The organism is Marinobacter sediminum (genome assembly GCF_023657445.1).
In the GTDB taxonomy this organism is placed as follows: domain Bacteria; phylum Pseudomonadota; class Gammaproteobacteria; order Pseudomonadales; family Oleiphilaceae; genus Marinobacter; species Marinobacter sediminum_A.
Map to the genome: position 1 here is coordinate 1,047,612 of NZ_JAGTWY010000001.1, position 20,514 is coordinate 1,068,125.

The 20,514-nt window shown below is 53.3% G+C and carries 18 protein-coding genes and 1 other RNA gene; 13 read left to right on the top strand and 6 right to left on the bottom strand.

Annotated features, from left to right (window positions below; genetic code table 11):
* Positions 1 to 64 precede the first annotated feature (64 nt).
* The 4 genes from KFJ24_RS05050 (at position 65) to xrt (ending at position 4,907) form a co-directional block, all read left to right on the top strand.
* Positions 65 to 1,183 carry a hypothetical protein gene (locus KFJ24_RS05050; protein ID WP_250829979.1) on the top strand — a complete coding sequence of 373 codons (1,119 nt, stop codon included), beginning with the start codon at positions 65 to 67 and terminating at the stop codon, positions 1,181 to 1,183.
* Positions 1,184 to 1,191: 8 nt separating this feature from the next.
* Positions 1,192 to 2,304 carry a sugar-transfer associated ATP-grasp domain-containing protein gene (locus KFJ24_RS05055; protein ID WP_250829980.1) on the top strand — a complete coding sequence of 371 codons (1,113 nt, stop codon included), beginning with the start codon at positions 1,192 to 1,194 and terminating at the stop codon, positions 2,302 to 2,304.
* Between the two features lie 58 nt (positions 2,305 to 2,362).
* Positions 2,363 to 3,238: a glycosyltransferase gene (locus KFJ24_RS05060; protein ID WP_250829981.1), complete on the top strand. Its 876-nt coding sequence runs from the start codon at positions 2,363 to 2,365 to the stop codon at positions 3,236 to 3,238.
* 124 nt (positions 3,239 to 3,362) lie between these two features.
* Positions 3,363 to 4,907, top strand: coding sequence for an exosortase (gene xrt, locus KFJ24_RS05065; RefSeq protein WP_250829982.1), 1,545 nt, complete (start codon positions 3,363 to 3,365; stop codon positions 4,905 to 4,907).
* Between the two features lie 65 nt (positions 4,908 to 4,972).
* Here the strand turns inward: xrt and KFJ24_RS05070 are convergent, their stop codons facing one another.
* The 6 genes from KFJ24_RS05070 to KFJ24_RS05095 all read right to left on the bottom strand — a co-directional run bounded on the left by KFJ24_RS05070 (position 4,973) and on the right by KFJ24_RS05095 (position 14,108).
* The gene (locus KFJ24_RS05070) at positions 4,973 to 7,672 is read right to left on the bottom strand and encodes a tetratricopeptide repeat protein (RefSeq protein ID WP_250829983.1); all 2,700 of its coding nucleotides are present in this window, start codon (positions 7,670 to 7,672) and stop codon (positions 4,973 to 4,975) included.
* Positions 7,673 to 7,719: 47 nt separating this feature from the next.
* A complete protein-coding gene (gene prsR / locus KFJ24_RS05075; RefSeq protein WP_350455566.1) occupies positions 7,720 to 9,099 on the bottom strand; it encodes a PEP-CTERM-box response regulator transcription factor in 1,380 nt (459 codons plus the stop codon).
* A gap of 102 nt (positions 9,100 to 9,201) precedes the next feature.
* The gene (gene prsK / locus KFJ24_RS05080) at positions 9,202 to 11,337 is read right to left on the bottom strand and encodes an XrtA/PEP-CTERM system histidine kinase PrsK (RefSeq protein ID WP_250829984.1); all 2,136 of its coding nucleotides are present in this window, start codon (positions 11,335 to 11,337) and stop codon (positions 9,202 to 9,204) included.
* A gap of 50 nt (positions 11,338 to 11,387) precedes the next feature.
* Positions 11,388 to 12,335, bottom strand: coding sequence for an SDR family oxidoreductase (locus KFJ24_RS05085; RefSeq protein ID WP_250829985.1), 948 nt, complete (start codon positions 12,333 to 12,335; stop codon positions 11,388 to 11,390).
* On the bottom strand, positions 12,335 to 13,150 hold the full coding sequence (locus KFJ24_RS05090; protein ID WP_250829986.1) for a lysophospholipid acyltransferase family protein: 816 nt from the start codon (positions 13,148 to 13,150) through the stop codon (positions 12,335 to 12,337). Before KFJ24_RS05090 ends, KFJ24_RS05085 begins: the two co-directional genes overlap by 1 nt.
* A 37-nt stretch (positions 13,151 to 13,187) precedes the next feature.
* Positions 13,188 to 14,108 (bottom strand): D-hexose-6-phosphate mutarotase, encoded by a 921-nt coding sequence (locus KFJ24_RS05095; protein ID WP_250829987.1) that lies wholly within the window; start codon positions 14,106 to 14,108, stop codon positions 13,188 to 13,190.
* 119 nt (positions 14,109 to 14,227) lie between these two features.
* On the opposite strand from KFJ24_RS05095, the gene KFJ24_RS05100 reads away from it, so the two are divergent.
* From KFJ24_RS05100 to KFJ24_RS05140, 9 genes are all read left to right on the top strand, one after another.
* Positions 14,228 to 14,977, top strand: coding sequence for a 2OG-Fe(II) oxygenase (locus KFJ24_RS05100; protein ID WP_250829988.1), 750 nt, complete (start codon positions 14,228 to 14,230; stop codon positions 14,975 to 14,977).
* Between the two features lie 109 nt (positions 14,978 to 15,086).
* Positions 15,087 to 15,183: signal recognition particle sRNA small type (gene ffs / locus KFJ24_RS05105), an RNA gene on the top strand.
* 150 nt (positions 15,184 to 15,333) lie between these two features.
* Positions 15,334 to 17,286 (top strand): DNA polymerase III subunit gamma/tau, encoded by a 1,953-nt coding sequence (gene dnaX / locus KFJ24_RS05110; protein WP_250829989.1) that lies wholly within the window; start codon positions 15,334 to 15,336, stop codon positions 17,284 to 17,286.
* Positions 17,287 to 17,289: 3 nt separating this feature from the next.
* Entirely contained in the window at positions 17,290 to 17,613 is a 324-nt protein-coding gene (locus KFJ24_RS05115; RefSeq protein WP_250829990.1) for a YbaB/EbfC family nucleoid-associated protein, read from the top strand.
* Positions 17,614 to 17,653: 40 nt separating this feature from the next.
* Positions 17,654 to 18,256, top strand: coding sequence for a recombination mediator RecR (gene recR / locus KFJ24_RS05120; protein ID WP_250829991.1), 603 nt, complete (start codon positions 17,654 to 17,656; stop codon positions 18,254 to 18,256).
* A gap of 18 nt (positions 18,257 to 18,274) precedes the next feature.
* On the top strand, positions 18,275 to 19,423 hold the full coding sequence (locus KFJ24_RS05125) for a ribonuclease D (protein WP_250829992.1): 1,149 nt from the start codon (positions 18,275 to 18,277) through the stop codon (positions 19,421 to 19,423).
* Complete coding sequence (locus KFJ24_RS05130) at positions 19,420 to 19,713, top strand: YcgL domain-containing protein (protein WP_250829993.1); 294 nt, start codon at positions 19,420 to 19,422, stop codon at positions 19,711 to 19,713. The genes KFJ24_RS05125 and KFJ24_RS05130 overlap by 4 nt, the downstream gene beginning before the upstream one ends.
* Entirely contained in the window at positions 19,710 to 20,156 is a 447-nt protein-coding gene (locus KFJ24_RS05135) for a YcgN family cysteine cluster protein (RefSeq protein WP_250829994.1), read from the top strand. The genes KFJ24_RS05130 and KFJ24_RS05135 overlap by 4 nt, the downstream gene beginning before the upstream one ends.
* Entirely contained in the window at positions 20,156 to 20,500 is a 345-nt protein-coding gene (locus KFJ24_RS05140) for a hypothetical protein (protein ID WP_250829995.1), read from the top strand. Before KFJ24_RS05135 ends, KFJ24_RS05140 begins: the two co-directional genes overlap by 1 nt.
* Positions 20,501 to 20,514: the final 14 nt, after the last annotated feature.

The window sequence follows — 20,514 nt, forward strand, 5'->3', positions numbered from 1 at the left end:
AAAATTCGGGCTGTAAGGTAAATTAACGACCTGTTGTTTTGGTTAAAGGAATTAGGCAAAACTCATGATAATTAGCAGCATCAGCTCGAGAAAAATAGAAAACCAGGTGGAGGTTTCTGCCTTAATAGATGGATATCGGCTTTGGTATCGCTTTCCCGATAAGTTTTCAGTCTCGTCTTCTGCTGAACCATTCTTGGCAGCTTCATTTTTCGCAGCATCTCGGTCAGATCAGCCTCTGGAGGTTAAAGACTCGCAGACGGCCTCGCCTCGTCTTCTTGCAAATTTTAAACGTCTGCAACGCATATTCGAAACCTGGAAACCAGATTTAAGACCTTTCACCATTAATGTTCAGGCCGCGATGTCGCGTGCCGGCAACGAAATGGTTTGTAGCTTTTTCTCGGGCGGCGTTGATGGTCTATATACTCTTGTTAATAATGAAAGTGAAATTACCCACTTGGTTTACATCAACGGTTTTGACTTTCACGTTTCTCCGGAAGAGTTTGCGATTAATTCTCAGAGGCTAAAAGATTTGTCAGAGCCTTTCGGAAAGGAAATCATTCCCGTAGAAACGAACTTTTATGAATTTGACAGGTTGTACGGCATCGGGCGTCACTGGAGTCATGGAGCTTGCCTGGCAAGTGTTGCCTTGCTGCTGCAACCAGCTAAATGTATTGTGCCTAGCAGCTTTACCTATCGAGATCTGCGTCCCTGGGGAACACATCCTTTGACGGACAATCTTTGGTCTACTGAGGTAACAGAGATCGTTCATGACACGGCAGACCTTGAGCGCTCCGAAAAAATTCAGAGAATTGCGGAGAGGTCTCAAACCGTGCTCGACAACCTGGTTGTCTGCTGGAAATATCCAGACAGAAATTGTGGCCGGTGTTTAAAGTGCATAAGCACGATGATCAGCTTGAAAATACTTGGCATAGAGACTGATGCTTTTTTGAGTTCTATTTCCCCTGCATACGTTGCTAAATTATCCCTTCCGCCGGATTATCGAGGTAAGTTTGAAGATTTGCACAGGTTTGCAATGGAGCAAGGCGATGCATCTATGGCGCAAGCTCTTCGAAAATCCCTCTCAATTTCTATAACCAGGCAAATCATAAAACTAATTGACGATAAATATCTAAATCGAAGTATTCGTTCCGGTTTTCGTTACTTTCAAAATAAAAGGCGTTGAGATCCTAAATGAAAAAGTTATGGCGTCGACATAAAGATAACTTTTCCCTCATTCAAGAGGCATATATAGTTGCTGGTCTCTGTGTCAAATACTATGGTGGCACAAGAATACGTTTATTTTTTCAAGCGTTGCGTTTCACATGGGAAACCAAGATGCGCCCGATGGAGGCACTTGAATACGGTGCATTTTCTTCCGGGGCGCGTCAATACTCAGACTATCTAAGCAAAAGGACGTGCTCGGTCCTACAGTCACGCCTTAACCCCCAAGACTGGTTTTGGGTGACTGAGGATAAGGGAATCTTTCAGTCTTTTTGCGATGCAAATAAAATACAGACGCCTAAGTGCCTGGCTCTTCTTTTCCGCAATTCGTCAGGCATTTCCTCAGGGCGCCCGGTGCCTGCAACCAAAAGCGCGTGGGCAGAGGTAATATCCCGGCTTGATCTGGATAAAGTTGTTATTAAACCGTGCCGGCATAGTTACGGTCGTGGTCTCCTGGTGCCTTTGGTCCGTGAAGGCCGGATAGAAGTGAACAACATCAAATTTGACTCTGTGCAAGAGCTGGCAAATTATATGTTCGACCTGCCAGAGTTGACGAGCTGGATTGTTCAGGAACGAATTCAATCACATTCTGCGTTATCCGAGTTTTCTGGCACAAAACATCTTCAAACTATGAGAATTTATACCCACGTTGATAAACGTGGGAAGATTTTTATCATTGATGCTTTTCTAAAGGTCATTGGTGGGGATGCTGCGATCGACAACTTCCAGCATGGCTCGCTGGGCAATTTTATCGCACCGATAGATATAGAGTCAGGCCAGCTTGAGTCTGCGATTACGAGAAGTCCGGATATGCTGTGGTATAGATTTGATGTTCATCCCAGAACCAAACGAAAGTTTCAGGAACTTACGATACCGTTATGGGAGCACGCAAAAGAATTAGTCATTAAAAATGCTGAGTGTTTTAAACCTATCCGATCGTTGGGGTGGGACGTTGCAATTACAGAGGACGGCCCTGTGGTTATCGAGACGAACATGCGTTGGGACCCGCCAAACTGGAACCCAGAGACTATACATAACGTCCGGAACGTGCTTGAAAATCCGGATAATGTGTTTGCGAAGTAAGTCAGCTACGTCGTGAAATGAACGCTTACGCTGAAGTGGAAGATGTAGGGGACTTGCAATGGCAACCGTTAGCGTAGTGACGCCGACCTACAACAGGGCCCGGTTTCTGCCGGATGCCGTCGCGAGTGTCCTGGCGCAGACGTACGCTGATCTTGAGCTAATCGTTGTGGATGATGGCTCTGTTGATGATACCCGCAAAGTCCTGGAGCCCTTCCTGGCTGATGGGCGGGTGCGTTATTTCTACCAGGAAAACCAGGGCCAGAGCCATGCCCGTAATCATGCCCTCGAGCAGGCGACGGGAGACTTTATCGCCTTTCTCGATTCCGACGACCTCTGGGCGCCGGGCAAGCTGGAGAGACAGTTGGCTGTTCTTCAGGCAAATCCCGACGTTGATATTGTCCATGGTGACGAGGCCATGATTGATGAGCGGGGGGCGGTTATCAGTCTAGAGAACATGAGGCGTTATTCAGGGTCGATCACACGGTACTTGTTGGCTGACAACAGCGTAAGTATTACCACGGCTCTCGTGAGGCGCAGGTGTTTTTATGAGATGGGTGGTTTTGATACTTCAGTGGGCGTTGCTGATGACTACGAGCTATGGCTGAGGTTTTCCGCAAGGTACCTTTTCCACTACGAGCCGGGCATTGTTGCCTCATACCGTGTGATGGCGGATCAGATTTCCTCCGACAAGCGCAGGCGGTTTGCGGCAAACGAGCGGATTATCCGCACATTTCTGGAGCATTACGGTGAGGCGCTGTCTGTCCGAGAGCGCCGCTGGGGGTTGGCCCGTTTTTTCTGTCGCAAGGCGCGATATTTTGCCAGTGTGCGGGAAAGGGGCATGGCCATTGGCGCCATTGCCCGCGCATTCTGGCAAGCGCCGCTGGCCCCGGTTGTCTGGCGAGCGCTTTACCGCGTAATCGTGCCTCGGCGATGACAAAGGATGCGACGGTGAAAGGAGTGGTATTAGCAGGATCTGGTTGTGATCCTGTCGTGGCGTAAACCGCTACATGCAGGCACAATATGCTTGGAGTTGGCTGACATGTAAGGGATGTAGACGCATGACGATTGAAAGGATGCATTTTCGTAGTTTGATTGAGAGGGTATTTCCGTTTCTTATAGTATTCGGTGCCCTTTTTCTCGTCATCTGGCCAACCGTTGAAGGCATTGTCAGTCGCTGGTTCAAGTTTGACGAATCCTATTCCCATGGTTTGTTGCTTCTTCTGGTTTCCGTTGTCCTGATCGTACGGACGGTAAAACGGGAATCCCCCGTTCCCGGATTTTACTCCTTCTGGCTGTTTCCGTTTGCTCTGGCATTAATGGCATATGGCCTGGGCGATATACTGCGTCTGCAGGCGCTTCAGGAAATAACGCTTGTTCCTCTTTTACTTGGCGCGCTTGCTATCCTGCTGGGATGGCGACAGGTGAAGGCGTTCATTATCCCCGTTGGTTTACTTTTCTTTGCGGTGCCGGTGTGGGATTACCTGTCTTGGACGCTCCAGTTAATGACCGTTGAAATAAACCAACTGTTACTCGGGCTTTTTGAGATTGATTTCGAGGTGGAGGGGGTCTTTGTACACCTGATTGGCGTAGGCACCTTTGAGGTGGCGCATGGTTGCTCTGGTTTGCGGTATCTGTTGGTTGGCCAATCCCTTGCTGCGTTGTATGGCGAGCTGAATTTCAGGTGCTTGCGTTCAAGGATCGTCTTTTTCCTGACAGCGGTAGGCTTTGCATTGCTGGCAAACTGGATTCGAGTATTCGTAATCATTTATATGGGTTACGAAACCAACATGGAATCGAGCCTGATCAGAAATCACGATAACTTCGGCTGGTGGGTGTTTGCGGCGACTCTGGTGCCTTTATTTTTCATTGGGCGGAAGCTGGAACTTAGCAAAGCAGAGCAGAAGCCGTCAGGCGAACTTGCAAAAGGTGTGACTGAAAGACACCCCCGACGACTTTGGGCTGGCACATTAACGGCTTCAGCACTGCCGGTTATTGTATTAGTGTTTCTTCCATCTTCTGTAGGGCAGATAAAGCCGTCGCCGGATGCTTTTGACTTCAGCCTTAACGGGGAGCGTTATGCCCCGTTGTTCGGAAACCGGCTTAGTGGCTGGCGACCACAAATGCGGAATCCGGACTTGGTTTTTGCCCAAACCCTGTTCGATCGTGAGACAGTTACCGGTGAGGAAGGAGCAGCGCAGCGGTTGTTTGTGGGGGTCTATAGTTACGAGTATCAGCGCCATAGAGCGGAACTTGTTCAGTACTGGAACCGCATATATGACAGTGAGGAGTGGATGCCAGAGCGGTTTTTCACGGTAATGTCTCCCTCAGACATCCCTATGCAGGGTGTGACTCTGCGTAACCTGTCGTCCGGAGAAAGGATTCAACTGGCCTATGGTTACTATGTAGCCGGTCTATGGGAGACCGATCAGTGGCGAGCAAAGCTTGCCCAGGTTGTTAGCTTTTTTAGCACACGCACGGACGCTTCGCTGGTTGTTTTCGGTGTGGCGTGTGACGACTGTGATGGCGAAGCCGCTGTTGGTGACCTGGTGAAAGAAATCATGCCGATAATTGTTACCCAGGTTGATAGGCACTATCGGGGATAGCTCGATTAGGCCATGCGCAACGATCTATTAAGTCCCACGGGGCCATGGCCGATCTCTAAACAGTTTTAACCCTGGCCCCCAAACTTCTCCAAAACACGTTTTGCATCAGCATCGCGGTCGTTGGCACGATAGGCTTCGGCAAGATGCATGGCAATTTCCTCTGAATCAGGCTGGAGTTCGTGGGCTTTCTCCAGCACTGGCAGACTTTCTTCCGTTTCCCCAGCTTTGTAAAGGATCCAGCCATAGGTGTCCGCTATAGCGGCATTATCGGAGTTCAATTCGAAGGCTTGCCTGGCCAGTTCCATGGCTCTGTCATCGCCTTTTTGATGGTAGATCCACGCCAGGTTATTGAGCGCGATCACGTTCCTGGGAGTTATCTCAAGCAATTGTTCGTAGGGTGGTATCGCCTTTTCAGGCGCCTCGTTTTCCTGATGCAACATGGCAAGGTTCATCAAAATCTGAGGGTTGCGCGGGAACGCCTGGCTCGCGTTTTCGAGGGCTTCGGTAGCCTTGTCGCGCTGTCCTGACCTGGCGAGGGTCCGGGCATATGAAACCTCTAGTTCGGCAGTTTTTTCCTTCTCAAGGGCAAGCTGATAGAGCTCGGCGGCTTCCTGGTACTCTTCCCGCCTTTCAAAATAACGGGCTTCGATGCGGAATGGAGCTGCGGACTCGGGGTGTTGTTGTTTCACGTCTCTAAGGATGTCCCGGGCCTCTTTTGTGTTGCCTTCGGTGAACTGGATAGCAGCCGCCTGAATGCCGATTTCTTCATTATTCGGGAAGAGTATGCGTCCTCGACGTAGCACATCGGATGCCTGACCCAGTCGTTCCCGCTGGGCAAGTTGGGTCGCAATGCGGTGATAAACGGATGCAACCACGGATTCTGCCGGAGCCGGGCTGGATTCGTTTTCACGTTCCATCAGGCTTGCTGTCAGGTCATCGGCCCGTTGGCTGTTATTGTCGATCAGCGCCGATTCCAGCAATATCAGCCTGGGGCCGTAGGCATTTGGATGTTGTTCACGTACCTGTTCCATCAGCGCTGTCAGTTCTTCTCGTTCCATTACGGAGGTGAGACCTTGAAGTGCCTGACGGTCGTCAGGGGACAGCTCAATGGCCTGGCGGAAGTAGTCTTTTGCCTGGTCCGGCTCATTGCGTAGCCGTGCGAGGTTGCCAAGGGCGTTAAGTCCGGCAGGATTATCACTATCCGCTTCTGCGGCTCTCTGGTAATACTGTTTCGCCTCGGCGATATTTTCGGCATTGGCAGCGACATTGCCACGAGTAACCAGTGCGGCAACACTTTTTGGTTGCTCTTTTACCCAGTCGGAAGCAGCGGCGATGGCTGCATCGTTTTTGTTGGCAGATACATACGCCTGTACAATCAGCAATCGTGCCTGCTCTGATTCGGGATCGTTTTTCAGTACCTGATTGGCCTGATCGATGGCCCTTTCAATTTCGCCTGTGCGCACCAGATACGTCGTATACCGCAGCCGCAGGCCATTATTGTCTGGTGCAATTTCCAGGGATTTTTCGATGAACTGCTCACCGCTCTCCGTATCGCCGCTGACCAGCGAGGCAATGCCCACGAGTGCCAGGGTTTCGGGGTCTGAATCCTGGTCTTCCAGGTTGGCGAGGATTTCCCGCGCACCCTCGGGGTTGCGCATCTGGAGGCGGGTAGCTGCCAGCAGTTTTCTCGCCTGTTCAGAGTCTCCCATGTTTGCAACTGGCGCTAGCAGGGTTTCGGCTTCTTGAGGTCGGCCCTGGCGATAGCGGATGATGCCCAGCATCAATGCGGCCTGTTCCTGCCCAGGTGCTTGGGCCAGTACTTCTTCAAGATAGCGTGCGGCGTCGTTCAGGTCGCCTTTGTTGAAGGCCTCCTGAGCTGCTATCAGGTTGCTTCGAATGGTGCCGGGCGCTGATTTAGCGAGGATTTCCTCGTAAACAAAGGCTTCTGAGGACTTGCCCTGTTCCCGTAAGGCATCAATTAGTGCCGACATGGTTTCAAACTTTTGGTAGGTCATCACATCGAACTGGCCGATTGTCTCCAGTGCATTGACGTAAGCCTGCTCGGCGTCAGCCCAGTCGCCGGTGTTATGGGCCAGTCTGGCTTTCCAGAGCCAGAGTTCCACATTGTTCGGATTCAGCTCTTCTGCCTGCGCCAGGTATTCATTTCCTTGCTCCTGCTCGTTTTGGCTGTAAGCTACTTTCGACAGCCCGATCAGTGGCTCTACCTCCCTTGGATCAATGTCTTGAGCAATTGAGTAGGCCTTCCTGGCCGCGCCCGGGCGACCTGCCGCCAAGTGCACATCCCCTTTGATCAGCTCGCCTCTGAGCTGTTGAACGCGATCGGGCTCTTCTAGTGCATCGAGGGCCGCGAGAGCTTCGTCGAACTTGCCCTGCATCAGGTTGGCTTCGGCTCTAATGAGTGCCGCATCGTTCAGGTTTTGTTGGCTTATGGACTCTTCGTCAATGCTTGAGAAAAGTTGATCCAGCTGCCGCTCCGCATTGCGTGCATCACCCGCGGTAAGCAGGTTATTGATGATGACAAGGTACGGCTCAACGCGGTCTGGCTGCATTTCAATCGCGCTGCGTGCCTCCAGCGTACTGGCCTTGAGCTCACCCTGACGCTGGAAAAAAAGCGACTGGTCCAGGTGGCTGATGTACTGAATTTCTTCTGGACTCATTTCATTGTTCTCGCTACCACAGCCAGCGAGGGTTAGCGAAATGGCGACTGAAAGAAGGGTGGCACGTGCTGCTGACACTGGTTTCATGGCCCTGTTCCTTTCCCTTTTAGGTCTTGTCTTGGATTCCTTGCCCGCTAGTCAGGCACTTGATGATCGGATGAAGTTTTTATCCGGTATTTGTCGGTCAGGTTGTATAGCGTTGGCCGGGTAACACCCAGCAGGCGCGAGGCCTGCGCCATATTGAAACTACAGCACTGAAGTGCCTGTAGAATTGCCGTACTCTCCGCTTTTTCGCGCACTTTCCGCAGGTTAAGTTGGTGGTCTTGGATCTCTAGATCGTCATTGAGTTCAAGATCGTCAGCGGTCACACGTTTGCTATCTGCCATAATGGTGGATCTTTTTATCTTATTGATCATCTCTCGAACGTTGCCCGGCCACGGATAGCTATTGATGGCGCTCATTGCATCTTCACTAAAGGAGAGGTTAGGGCGGTCCATTTGCTTACCCAGGGACTTCAGGAGGGACTGGGCTATAACCAGGGCATCGCCCTCGCGCTCGCGGAGTGCAGGCACATCGAGGGTGATCTCACTGATTCTGTAGTAAAGATCTTCCCTGAAGTCACCGCTATCAATTAGTTGTCTTACATCCCGGTGGGTGGCGCAGACCACGCGAACGTCAACTGCGATTGCTTTTACCGAGCCGACTCGGTCGACCACTCTCTCTTGCAGGAAACGCAACAGTTTGGCCTGTAGCGCCATGGGCATGTCGCCGATTTCGTCCAGAAAGAGGGTGCCGCCATTGGCGTTTTCAATTTTGCCTTTCTTGGATTGCGTGGCTCCGGTGAAGGAGCCTTTCTCAAAGCCGAAAAGCTCGCTTTCCAGGAGGTTTTCGGGAATAGCGGCGCAATTAATGGCGACAAAGGGCTCACGGGCACGCGAACTGAGGTCGTGAAGGGCCCTGGCCAGCAGTTCCTTGCCGGTACCAGTTTCACCGGTAATCAGGGTGGTAATGTCGGTAGGTGCCACTTTTTCCAGTGTGCGGCACACGGCTAGCATCTGCGGGCTAGAAGCCACTATGCCTTTGATGTTGTTGCCTTGTTCTCTGTCGGCGACAAGCTCCCGGTTCTCCCGTTCCAGTTCTGCGAGACGGAAGGCCCGATTAACGACAAAGGTCAGTATATCTGCGTCAAGGGGCTTCTGATAGAAGTCTGATGCGCCCATGCCAATGGCTTTGACCGCATTTTCCTTGTCCTCACGACCGGTGACAACGATGACCTTTGTCATGGGAGCAAGCCGGAGGATGTCTTCCAAAAGGGTAAACCCCTCGGAGGCTCCACCAGGATCAGGTGGGAGTCCAAGATCGAGTGTGATCACTTCGGGCTCTACTCGCCTTAAAGCGGCAAGCGCAGAGTCCCGATCAGAGGCTACTGTTACTTCCAGATCCTCGCTGAAACACCAGCGCATCTGGCTTTGCAGGCCCGGATCATCTTCTACTATCAGAAGTCGTCTACTCACAACAGCAACAAATCCTTTTTTGGAATATTTCCATACACCTGATTCTTAACCGAACATTGACACTTTGCAATGGCCGTTTGCATTGAAGTATTGATGTGTCGATTAATTGGCGTTTTCCCGTGACTGAAACCCGTCAGATATCAGCCATGTCTGGTCTGCCGAGTTGGATTCCGTGTCCTTTTCGACCAGAGGGATACGAACGGAAAAACATGAGCCAATGCCGGGCTCACTGGTAACGTCGATGTTGCCTCCAAGCTTCTGGATATACTCTCGTGCCTGGTATGCCCCGATCCCCATACCGGTCAAGCCTTTGGTGCTGGCGAACGGCTTGAACAGCTGCTCACTGATAAACTCCTCGCTCATGCCAACGCCAGTGTCCTGAATGAACAATACGACATTGCCTCTGGCATTTTTCAGCGTAAGGGTGACTTCACCATCGGGCGGTGTTGCGTCCTGTGCGTTCTGGATGAGATGCCCAAGCACACTTCTCAGTTGCTCGGCGTCTCCGTTTATCTTGGTAGCGGGAGGGTCGCCTTCCAGGTGGGGCTCTGGACGCTGGCGGCTATAGTGAGTCAGGAGGTCTTTAACGAGTCCGGTCAGGTCCAGTGCCGCGGATTCTCCGGGTGTTTCTTCAGTCGGTTTGCGAATATGGTCTACCAGATTGGACATTTTCCGAACCGCGTGGTCGGTTGTCTGGATCATGTCATCGATAAATGCCGGGTTGTCGCGGTGCTTCGGGGCATTTTTCACCAGCAGTGACAGTTGGGCAATCACCGTTTTGAGGTCATGGACCATGAAGGCGGAGGCCTTGCTCAGAGCCTCAAACTGCATTGCCCGTGATAACCGGTTCTGCGCATCAGCCTGCGCCAGCAGATTGCATGTCTGCCGGGCTACCACTTTGATCAGGTCAAAGTTTTCCCAGTTCAGTTCTACACGGGCATAGGGGTTGCCAACCAGTGCAATCCCATAAAGATCATTACCGAGATAGAGCGGGATGATCAGCCAGCCCTCTGGTGTTTTTGCGATCGCATCGGGTATTTCAAGAAGGTTATAGATCAGTGGATCGGTGCGGTATTCGTTGAGGTCTACAATCCATTCGCGTTCATTTAAGAACCGCACGAGCTCCGCATCCTCGTCAATGATCGTGAACTTCGGGGTCGAGACATTCACCGAGGCTTTAAGAACGTAGGTGTCCTGCTCACTTTTGATCCAGATGGCGCCCGCATTACTTTCCACGAGCCCGGCCAGAATGCGGATTACCCTTTGTGGGAGCGGAGGATCATTGCTGAAGTCGGCAAGCTCACGAGTCATTTTCAGCCATTCTTCACGATAATCGTACTTGTAGTCGAAGAAGTTCCGGCTGATTAATACCATCAGTTTGGCGCGTATCCGCCTCGAAAGGAGCAGGGTGGCCAGGAAGGTCAGAGAGAGGGTGGAGAGCAGAACCTGCAGTGCTTCGCCCCAGTCGCCGCCAAGAACCCGGACGTAATATCCTCCGATGGCCAGGAACAGAAGGTAGGCCCCGGCGAACATCATTGTGCCGGCATGGAAAACGGCGGAGCGTGAGAGTTGAAAATCAACTGGTTGTTTGACGGTGTTGATTACGTTGACGGCAAAGAGCGGAACAAGACACGCATTGACGAATCCACGGGCATTCCAGAAGGAATCCGATACCTGTCCGAACAGCAACGCGTCGGTATACATGAAGAAATCGAAGCCAAAGAGCGTTGCTATGCCGATGCACAGGTATTTCATGCTTGAACGGCCAAATCCCGGCGAGTTCCGCCAGATCTGTTCAACCAGGGACAGGCCAAGAAGAGAGAGCGCAATCTGACCCAGGAGCTTGGTTTTACCGCTCAGTATGGATAATCCGAACACGTACTCGAGTAGACCAAACCCGATCAAGGCAAAGAGCACAGCGACGGTGGAAATGCCCAGAACATGTTTTAGCTGCCCCGTGAGACTTCCCTGGCGAAATGCATCGCGGAGTATCGCAAAAAGGAGCAGGATCCATGCCGCGTAGCGAAGGAGTTCAAGCAGGTAGCGTATAAAGAAACCGGGGAATCCCCACAGGCTCTGTGTAACAAGGGCTGAGGACCACAAGGTTGTAACAAGTGCGGCAAGAAAAAGGGCGCGGTCTACGTCTCGCCTTAAGTACCTTGCAGCCAATAGTATTGAGAGCAGTCCGAAGGTGATGGCCGCTGCGGCATGACTGATTAGGCTGAAGTTACTTAGCATCCCCGCATCCTGCGTGAGTATCTCGACGATTATCGAAGGCTATACCAGTATCACACGGGATGTTTGTTCTCCCGATAGAACCGGAAAATCTCCTTGAGCGAACGCTTTGGCTGGAATTCGAATTCCCTGGCGAACGCTCTGCCGTCAATAACGACAGGATACTTGAAAAACGCCATAAGATACGAAGGAAAACTTCGCAGGTTGAGTGTGCGAAGTATCAACCTTGGAACTATCGGTGGAACCGAAGGGATCTGTATTCGTTTGCAGCCACAGAGTTTCAGGGCATGCTGATAGGCGATCCAATCCTGCGGCGCGACATTGAAAACACCCCGGGCGGGTTTTCTATAAGCCAGTACGATGGCATCGGCCATGTCGTCAATGTGGATGAACTGCATCATGGGTGAGAATCCGGCTAGCACTGGGGCCCGCCCGCTGGCAAGAAGCGAGCTGATGGTATTGCGTACACCGGGCCCGACAATATTGCAGGGGCGCAAAATTGTGATGTTCAGCTGCGGGTACCGCCAGAGGTAAATGTTGGCCAGATTCTCCAGCTCAACAGAATCCACCAGATCCGCACTCAAGCCGGCACTTTTCAGGGGTGCTGATTCGTCAATCAGTGCCGGGTTATAGGCAACAGCGCCATACACATGGAATGTGGAAAGCACCACCACGCGTTTGATCCCGTATTTGTGGCTAAGGTCCAGTAGCTTCTGGGTGCCAAGGACATTTGCGTTGTAGCGCCGCATTCGGGTGAGCTGGCTGGACTGGATTCGGCCGAGATGGATCACGCCGTCGAATTTGTAGCGACGGAACAGGTCTTCAAACACCCGCTTGTTGAAATCGATGCAGTAGCTGGGAATGTCATCACCAAGATAAACCTGTTCCCGGAAGTCTACGGCAACCAGGTCACAGTGATCGCGAAGTTGATTGATAACTCTCTTTGCGAGGGCGCCAGCAGCGCCGGTCACGAGTATGTGTGGTCTTCGTTGGTTGGTCATCAGAACAGCCTTTTCCTTTCGCTCAATCCCTTGTCAATCAGCCGGTTTATCTCAGCCTTTACTTTCTCCACACGTTCAGTGACCTGTTCTTCGGGGATCTCAAGGTCATCAAAATGCATGGGCGCGCCAAAGTTGAGGTGGACCTTCGCTGGCAACACAACGGGCATTGCAACCGGAGCGTAGGGGATGCCAAGGGCCTTTGCGAGAGGCTTGATGTTCGCGATAGCAGGTATGGTTTCTTCGCACCCCACGACGCCTACGGGAACAATTGGTGCCTTGTATTTCATGGCGAGGTGCATGAACCCGTTGCCAAACCGTTTCAGCTCGTAGCGATCGTGATAGAGCTTTCCCGAGCCCCTTACACCCTCCGGGAATACAATAACGGCCTCGTCATTGGCGAGCATCTTGGCACAGTTGACCGGGTCACCCAGCACTGCGCCCACTTCGTTAAGCAGGTTGCCAAGCCAGGGGACGGTAGGGAAAAAGCGCTCAATCATTGCGCGCGGAATTCGCGGGTTTTCTTGACGGGCGGCCAGAGCGTAGCCGACCAGAATGCCGTCCAGGGGCAGTTGTCCGCTATGATTACCAATGATCAGCACCGGGCCTTCTGCCGGAATATTTTCCACCCCGTGTGCTTCGACGCGGAAGTATTTTTCATAAAGCTGCTTCGTGAGCGCAAAGCCGTATTTCATGGCCTCATTGTTGTATCCCCAGGGGTCGTAGCCCAGACTTCCGATGGGTTTGCGGATACGGTTAATATGCTGGTCCAGCTCGGCAGGAATCAGTCTGGATTTGAGAAACGATGCCAGGCTCATGCTGACTCCCTATTGGATATCGGGTTCATTAACGTGGTCACGTTCGTCCTATGAAAACGCCCAGTGTGTGACTCTGGCCTTCATTAAGCACGCGATAGTCTCCGGCTGCATTGGCGGTTTCGACACACAGCATGGTTTTCCAGGCTGTGTCCGGAAAATCCGAGAGCCTGGCAGCTTTGTCCGGTCCTGGATTCCAGACCACCGTCGAGTCGCTCCCAACGGCCGTTAGCTTTCGGCTGCCTGCCGGAGTGACGATGGTCAGAGGCTCTCCGCTTTCGTATATCCGGTCGGTTTCACCCTCAAAATAGACCGGGCCATCCTGAGTGCAATACTCCCAGTCGTTCAGCGCGTCGATGTAGTTGCTTGTGCCTAAGCCCAGGACGCGGGTGCGGGAAATATCGGCCGTAGAAAAGTAGGTATGCAGTGCCTGACTGAAAGCCATCGGGTTGCTGTCGAGATTGGTTGTTGTCAGTGCGAGCTGGCAGCCCCTGACTGAAAAGCTGAAAGTTAGCAGTGCCAGGGCATGTCCGGTCCAGACATCCGCGAAATCTTCGTTAGCGTCGAGTGATAAGCTGATTTCCACTTCATGGGCGCTTTCCCGTACATCTTCCAGTTTCCACAAGACCGACCGGGCGAAGCCGTGAGCAGCGTCGCTATGGATCCGCTTGCGGACTTCGGGAGGATTCCGGGCAGGATCTCCGAACCAGGGCCAGCAGATGGGTACGCCCCCCCGGATCGGCCGGCCTGGCTCGAAGCGGGCGGTGTCACTCAGCCAAAGCCACTCCATCTGGTCTTGAGGCGCAAAGTGGGCCAGATGAGCCCCTTGAAGAAAGATGGTCGCCTGAAACAGGGGGTGATGAACTTCCAGTGCCTCCAGTTGCCCGATGGTGTTCCAGCGGGTGAAAGACCATTGGCCCGGGGAAAGCGAGATTGGCGGTCTGTTACTGCTTTCAGACATGATTGGTTTCTGAGGTCGTACTGAGTTAAGTGTATTTGCGTACCATGAGAGTAAATTAAAACTGACGTTCGGGCGAGATTTCCGCATAAAATACCAGCAGATTTACAGGGAAGCTCTCAATGAATAATCCGGTTGTCACCGCCATTAATGATCCGTTGGTCAGGTCTGTCGATACTTTGCTGGACGCCGTTGCCGGGGACGAGTTACCTCCCACGGCCGGTCATCTGCAGCCTCTAAGCGAGGGTAGCGAGCAATGGCTTGATGAGTTGGCGGACGGTCTCTGCAGTCACGGTTGGGTGACGTTGGACGTGCGCGAGCGGATGGGCACGGGGCTGCTGCAGGCGCTTGCTGCTGAAGTTGGGATTCTGCACCGTACTGACGCCATGAAAAAGGCGGGTATCGGCCGTGGCAATGACCTCATGCGCGACCGCTCGGTACGCAGAGACAAGATTGCCTGGCTTCAGGGGATAACGACACCTCAGGCCGCCCTGTTCGAATTTCTTGATGCCCTTCGCGAAGGCCTGAACCGCCGACTGTTCCTGGGTCTGAAGCGATTTGAAACCCACTATGCCACCTATCAGCCCGGGGACTTTTACAAGAAGCACCTGGACAGCTTTCAGGGGCGGGCTTCCAGGGTGGTCAGTCTGGTGCTGTACCTGAATGAGAACTGGCAGGCTGCAGATGGTGGCGCGCTGCAGGTGTTTAATCAGGAAAATGACAACGAAGTCTGCGGGCTGGTTTTGCCGGAGCTGGGGCGCATGGCACTGTTCCTGAGCGAGGAGATTCCCCACGAGGTACTTCCTGCCAACCGCACCCGCTATAGTCTTGCCTGTTGGTTCCGCCAGGACGAAGTGCCACTGCCGCTCTAACGAACCGGTTTTTGATTTCGACGGGATTGCCCGTTGTAGTCCACCAACCCTTTTGCTAATATGCGCGCCGCTTTCAGGGGAATCTCCTGAAACGCCGTTATGGTGGCCCCATTGGTGCCTCCGCAACATGAAACCGTGAACCCGGTCAGGCCCGGAAGGGAGCAGCCGAAGCGGTGGAATTGTGTGCCGGAGTGTCGCTGATGGGGTCACCCCCATATTCCCCTTCGATTTCTGTAATCCCCTGATTTTCCCGCGTTCCGGATGTTTTTCGCCGACTTTTTGCGGTCGATCTTTGCTTCTTATCAACGCGGGTCCATGCTAAGGTTAATCCCGTTTTTCACAGCAGTTGATGGAACATGAGCTACCAGGTACTTGCCCGTAAATGGCGCCCCCGCACGTTCGAGGATATGGTGGGCCAGGAACATGTGCTCCAGGCATTGATTCATGCCCTGGAAAATCAGCGCCTGCACCATGCCTATCTGTTTACCGGCACCCGCGGTGTTGGCAAAACGACCATTGGGCGACTGCTGGCGCGCTGCCTGAACTGTGAAACCGGTATTACGCCAAAGCCTTGCGGCGAGTGTTCCAGTTGCAGGGAGATTCAGGAAGGCCGGTTTGTCGACCTGATCGAAATTGACGCCGCGTCCCGAACTGGCGTTGATGATATGCGGGAACTCACCGATAACGTCCAGTATGCGCCCAGCCGCGGCCGCTACAAGGTGTACCTCATTGATGAGGTGCACATGCTGACCAACCAGTCGTTCAACGCCTTTCTGAAGACCCTGGAAGAGCCGCCCGACCACGTTAAATTCCTGCTCGCGACTACGGATCCCCAAAAGCTGCCGGTGACGGTGCTTTCACGCTGCCTGCAGTTTAATCTCAAGCGGATGACACCCGAACACATTGCCGGTCATCTCCAGCATGTCTTGACGGCTGAGCAGATTCCTTTTGAAGAGCCGGCCTTATGGCTTCTGGCACGCGCGGCTGATGGAAGTATGCGGGATGCCCTGAGTCTCACCGATCAGGCGATTGCTTTTGGCAACCAGAAGCTGGCAGCCAACGATGTCAGCACTATGCTGGGAACCATCGATCAGCGGGATATCGAGCGTCTGGTTAATGCGCTGGTTGAGCGTGATGGTCCCGGAATGCTGGCGGAAATAGGCAGGGTCTCTGACTTTGCACCTGATTACAGTGTGATTCTTGCCGATCTTCTTTCGCTGTTTCATCGTGTGACCATGGAGCAGGTTGTACCGGGCAGCGCAGATAATGCCCTGGGCGATGCCGGGCAGGTGCAGGCACTGGCCCGCAGACTAAGTGCCGAAGATGCACAGCTCTTTTATCAGGCGGCATTGATGGGGCGAAAGGATCTGGCGATCACACCGGATGCGCGCATGGGTTTCGAGATGACCCTGCTGCGGATGCTTGCGTTTCGCCCGGGTGCGGACAGGAGAGAGCCGCCGGCAGTGAGCTCCGCTGGGCAGTCAGGTGCCGGAGAATCCCGGGATGAACCCGAGCCTGCGCAAGCCAATCAGGCTGCACCTGCGGTTGAGTCAAGTCAGGCTGAAGACCTGCAGGAACGGGCTGCCGAGGTAAAACCTGTCGTTGATCCGCCAGAACCGGCGCCGCTCCCGAAAGAGGGTCAAAATCCGGAAGCTCCCGAGCCCGGCCTGCCGCCGGAACCTGAGCCGCCAGCTGATGATTCCTGGCTGGCGAGCCTTGATGCACAGGCCGAGGCTTCAGTGCCGGATGAGGACGCGAGGTACCAGGAGCCCACCGATTACAGTCAGTCTCTTGTAGAACCCAGTGTCGACCCGGTGGCTGAAGAATCGCGGGCGCCGGAGCCGGCCCCAGAACCTCAGCACAGGTCTGAGCCTGTAACCTCTGCGGAACCTGAATTCGAATCGGTTGAGGAGCAGGACGGAGAGTTTGTCTGGGAACGGGATTTCCGCTCACTGGGGATCGTCGGAATGCCCGGTAATCTGGCCAGTCATGGTGCTATGGCATGGGAAAATGAAACCATTGTTCTCACCATTGACGATGGCCATGCCCGGTTGTTGAACGGGCGGCATGAGGAAAAGATCCTTGCAGGCTTGAGAAGTCGGTTTGGTGACACCATTCAGTTACGTATAGAGCGGGGCAGTCCAGGCCCTCATACGCCGGCGGCTTATGAGGAGCGCTTGCGTAAAGTCCGTCAGCAGGCTGCGGAGGAGTCTATCCGGAAAGATCCGGCAGTGCAGTCCATCGTTGAACGATTTGAGGCACGGGTAGTCGAAGAGAGTATCCGGCCGATCGAGACAAGCAGGAGATAAGACATGATGAACGATATGGGCGACCTGATGAAAAAAGCCCAGAAGATGCAGGAAGATATGCAGAAGGCCCAGGAAGAGATTGCCAAGGCAGAAGTAACTGGCGAAGCGGGCGCGGGGCTTGTGAAGGTAACCATGAATGGTCGTCACGATGTTCGAAAGGTAGACATCGATCCATCATTGTTGTCCGAAGAGAAGGAAATCCTGGAAGACCTTCTGGCGGCGGCGGTTAACGACGCGGTTCGTCGCGTTGAAGCCAACCAGAAAGACAAAATGTCGGGCATGATGTCCGGAATGGGAATGCCTCCCGGTTTCAAGATGCCTTTTTAAGGCAGGATCTTCCCTCTGAATTGCAGTTTGAGGTCTTTTCATGGCGTTCAGCCCGCTGGTTGATGAACTTGTTGAATCCCTTTGCTGTCTGCCGGGTGTCGGCCAGAAAACAGCCCAGCGAATGGCGTTCCATCTGCTGGAGCGTGGTCGTTCCGGTGGCACACGTCTTTCAGATGCGCTGGAAAACGCGATGACCGGTGTGCGCCGTTGCGAAAGCTGTCAGAACTTTGCTGATACAGAGTTATGCGGTATTTGTGAAACGCCATCGAGAAGCAATGGCACACTGTGCGTGGTTGAAAGCCCCTCGGATCTGCTGGCTATCGAGCAGGCAGGCGATTACAAAGGGGGCTATTTTGTTTTGATGGGTCATCTTTCGCCAATCGATGGCGTGGGGCCGGAAGAGATCGGGATTGAGCGACTGCTGGAGCGGATAAACCAGGAGGGCGTTACTGAACTTATTCTGGCAACCAATCCGACGGTTGAAGGTGAGGCGACGGCCCACTATATCGCTGACAGACTGGATGGACGCGAGATCCTGATCACTCGGCTCGCCCACGGCATTCCTGTCGGCGGCGAGCTGGGTTATGTGGACGGCTTTACGCTGACCCACGCTTTCCGCGGACGCAAACCACTCTCCGAATAAACCCTACCAGGCTTTTCTATGGCACCATCCATTCCGGCTGTTGATGTACCTCCGGCACCTGACACGATTCACTGGATCCGGGAGCCAGAGGCTCTTGATCAATGGCTGGCCAAGGCCCCTGGCAGCCCTCTGGCACTGGATACCGAATTCGAACGGGTAAATACCTTTCACCCAATACCAGGGCTCGTGCAACTGGGGTTGGACGGGGAGTTCTGTCTGGTAGATCCAGCCGTTGCAGAAAGATCGAAGGGTTTTCGGGAGGTATTGTCCGATACCGAAACACCAAAACTCCTTTATGCAATGAGCGAGGATCTGGAGTTGTTTCGCCAGTGGCTGGGCATTGAACCGAAGGGAGTGCTGGACCTTCAGATCGGGGCGGCGATGGCTGGCGCGGGTTTTTCTCTGGGGTACGCCCGGCTGGTAGAGACACTGTTCGGTGAGACTCTGGATAAGTCGGCGACCCGCTCCGACTGGCTGGCCCGGCCTTTGTCAGATGCCCAGCAGCGTTACGCTGTAGACGATATCCGGTTTCTGGAACCGATGTACCGGTGGGTGATGGGCCATTTGCGCGAGCGGGGCCTGGAGCATGCGCTTCCCGAAGAATCAACGCGGTTTGCTGACGAATTGGCAGAACAGGACGACCCCGGAACACATTACCTGAAATTGCGGGGCGGCTGGACACTAACCCCGCAGCAACAGGGCGTGTTGAAGGAGTTGGTAAAGTGGCGAGAGCAGGAGTGCCAACGCAGGGATCGTCCCCGTAATCGGGTGCTGGCAGACCCTTTGCTTATTGCGATTGCCGACAAAATGCCAAAGTCCCTGAGGGAGCTGTCCAACATTCAAGGGCTGCCGACCGGGGCTGTCAGGCGCTATGGTGAAACACTGCAACACCTTGTTGAAGGCGCCGTTAACGCAGATAATTCAGGCTTGGAACGCATTGCGCCTCCGCTCAACAGGGACCAGCAGGCCTTTCTCAAAATCTTAAAGCGCTTATTCAGAAAAGCTGCTGAACATGCTGATATACCTGTTGAATTGCTTGCGCCAAGAAAACGACTTGAAAAGGTGGTCCAGGAAAAAAGTCTGAGTGGCCAGCCGTTTTTCCATGGCTGGCGCGAACAGATACTGGCTCCTGTCAGACCCGAAATTGAGGAATTGCTGACATCATGAAAGAACGAGAATTTGTTTCTGTGTTCCGCAGCAGCAAGAAAAATGACACTTACCTGTTTGTTCGCCGGGGACAGAACTGGCAAGAGCTTCCAGAAAGTCTTACCGTTATTTTCGGAGAGCCGGTCCATTCGATGGATCTTATTCTGACACCGGACCGGAAACTGGCCAGAACGAACGGCAGGCAGATTTTGGATGCCCTCGAAGAAAAGGATTTTTTCCTGCAAATGCCGGAAGAGCAGGGTGGATATGTGGTCGATTTTCGCCGAAAACCGGAGCAGCAGGATAGATGATTGCGCAGATTCCGTTCTGGCAACGAAAACGCCTGAGCGAGATGACCTCTGGCGAGTGGGAGTCACTCTGTGACGGCTGTGGAAAGTGCTGCCTGAACAAGCTGGAGGATGAAGATACCGGCGAGGTTTACCATACCGATCTAGTTTGTCGTTATATGGATCAGGAAACCTGTCGCTGCACGGTTTATTCCGAGCGATTGAAAAAAGTGCCCGGGTGTACAGTGCTGACAGCGGATACCGTGAACAATTACCATTGGCTCCCTTACACCTGTGCCTACCGTACCCTGGCCGAAGGCAGACCGTTGGCGGACTGGCACCCGTTAAGGAGTGGCAGTCCCGATTCGGTTCATGAGGCGGGTATTTCAATCCGTCACAAAACGGTTTCCGAGGACCAGGTCCCCGAAGAAGATTGGGAAGAACACATCATTCACTGGATGCTGTAATGATTGATACCGACGCACAATTGGCCTTTGGCATTTTCTGGGCTGCATACGCAATCGCCTTCGTCGTGTTTTTCTACATGATGAAGGCCTTGTTCCGTTTTCTTCCGTTTTACGGGCTCAGGACCTTGTTGCATGCCGCCCTGGTGGTACTGATTCTGACACCGGTTGAGTCACCGGATCTGGCTGGTTGGTGGATCCCTGCCTGGCTCTATGGCGGTTACGAATTGATTCTGGGCGAAGCAGACGCTGCGGGGCGGGCGCTGTTTAACCTCGGCATTGCCGGCCTTGTGATGTTGCTTGTCTGGGTTCTGGATCTTGTGCGCTACCGTCTTGTCCGGCGTTAACTTGAAGATCAGAA